Genomic DNA, 1,489 nt, shown 5'->3' with positions numbered 1-1,489 from the left:
CCGGCACCGCCCCGCTCGCCTCGCTCGCCGTCACCCAGACCCCGGGGATGGACGTCGCCAGCTACCAGGGCAACGTCAACTGGTCCTCGGCCGCGGCCAACGGCGCCCAGTTCGCCTACGTCAAGGCCACCGAGGGCACCACCTACACCAACCCGTACTTCGCCCAGCAGTACAACGGCTCCTACAACGCCGGCCTGATCCGCGGCGCCTACCACTTCGCCCTGCCGGACGTCTCCTCCGGCGCGACCCAGGCCAACTGGTTCGTCAACCACGGCGGCGGCTGGTCCGCCGACGGCCAGACCCTGCCGCCCGCCCTCGACATCGAGTACAACCCCTACGGCGCCACCTGCTACGGCCTCAGCCAGAGCGCCATGGTCAGCTGGATCCGCGACTTCAGCAACACCGTCCTGTCGCGCACCGGCCGCTACCCGACCATCTACACCACCACCAACTGGTGGTCCCAGTGCACCGGCAACTACGGCGGCTTCGGCGCCACCAACCCGCTCTGGATAGCCCGGTACTCCTCCACCGTCGGCACCCTGCCCAACGGCTGGAGCTACCAGACCATCTGGCAGTACTCCGACTCCGGCACCTTCCCCGGCGACCAGAACCTGTTCAACGGCGCCGCCGACCGCCTGCGCGCCCTCGCCCTCGGCTGACCCACCGCCACCGGCCCCCGCCCCGCCCCCTCGGGCGCGGGGGCCCACGGCGCCGCTCTCAGCGCGGATCGACCAGCTCCGGGGCGAAGACCGTGCCCAAGGGCTCGGGCCCCACGTACTGCTGGCAGTTGCACGGCCGCGGCTCGTAGCCCAGCGGGCGACGGTCGGCGTCCCAGCCGGTGGGGGCCTCGACCACCTCGTGGCAGCGGCCCTGCCTGTCGTGCTTGGCCAGGTGGTGGGTGCAGCCGCAGACCGGCTCGGGCGGCCGGTTGGCCGCCTCCAGCGCGAGGTGCTGGCGCTGCCTGGCGTCGAGCAGTTCGAGCTTGCGCCTGTGCCGGACCTTCAACGTCCGGCGCAGCGCCCGGCGGGCGGCCGATCCCCCTCCGTAGAGGACGGCCGGCACCAGCCACCACAGGTTCCACAACGAGTTCACTGACGCCCCCCATCGGCACCGACCACCTGGGGTGATCATACGGCTGACCAGCGCGAACAGCGCCCACGCGTCAGCGGACGACCGGCAGGACCTGCTCCGAACCGCGGCCGGTCGCGGCCTCGATGAAGGCCACCGGGTCGGCGACCTCGGCCAGCAGGGCGCGGGTGAAGTGCAGCGCTCCCTCGGCGGGGGCCGGCCCGCCGACGGCTGCGATCAGGTCGAGCAGGTGGACGGTCGCCTCCATCAGCGCCACCTCGCCGAGCGCCCCCACCGTCACACTGCCGAGCATCGGGTGGGCCACCACCGTGGCGGGCGGCAGGTCGGCCAGCCCGGCCAGGGCGGCCGGGCCCTCGACGCCGAACCGGGCGATCAGCGCGGCGGGTTCGGCCGCCTCGGC

The 1,489-nt window shown here is 73.3% G+C and carries 3 protein-coding genes; 1 reads left to right on the top strand and 2 read right to left on the bottom strand.

Annotated elements, in window-relative coordinates; translation table 11 throughout:
- Window positions 1-659: lysozyme (locus J0670_RS37900; RefSeq protein WP_207817311.1), on the top strand; the 659-nt coding region annotated here is incomplete at its 5' end.
- A gap of 58 nt (window positions 660-717) precedes the next feature.
- Here J0670_RS37900 and J0670_RS37895 read toward each other — a convergent pair.
- On the bottom strand, window positions 718-1,131 hold the full coding sequence (locus J0670_RS37895; protein ID WP_207817310.1) for a hypothetical protein: 414 nt from the start codon (window positions 1,129-1,131) through the stop codon (window positions 718-720).
- A 31-nt stretch (window positions 1,132-1,162) separates the two neighbouring features.
- A partial coding sequence (locus J0670_RS37890) for a maleylpyruvate isomerase N-terminal domain-containing protein (RefSeq protein WP_207817309.1) occupies window positions 1,163-1,489 on the bottom strand: 327 nt, incomplete at its 5' end.

The sequence above is a fragment of the Streptomyces sp. FH025 genome, assembly GCF_017427025.1.
In the GTDB taxonomy this organism is placed as follows: Bacteria; Actinomycetota; Actinomycetes; order Streptomycetales; family Streptomycetaceae; genus Kitasatospora.
Note: the sequence above shows the minus strand (reverse complement) of the source record. Positions and strands in the feature narration are given on the sequence as shown.

Excerpts from the sequence above, each read along its gene's own strand:
- J0670_RS37895 (WP_207817310.1), bottom strand. The coding sequence starts at position 1,131 with ATGATCACCCCAGGTGGTCGGTGCCGATGGGGGGCGTCAGTGAACTCG.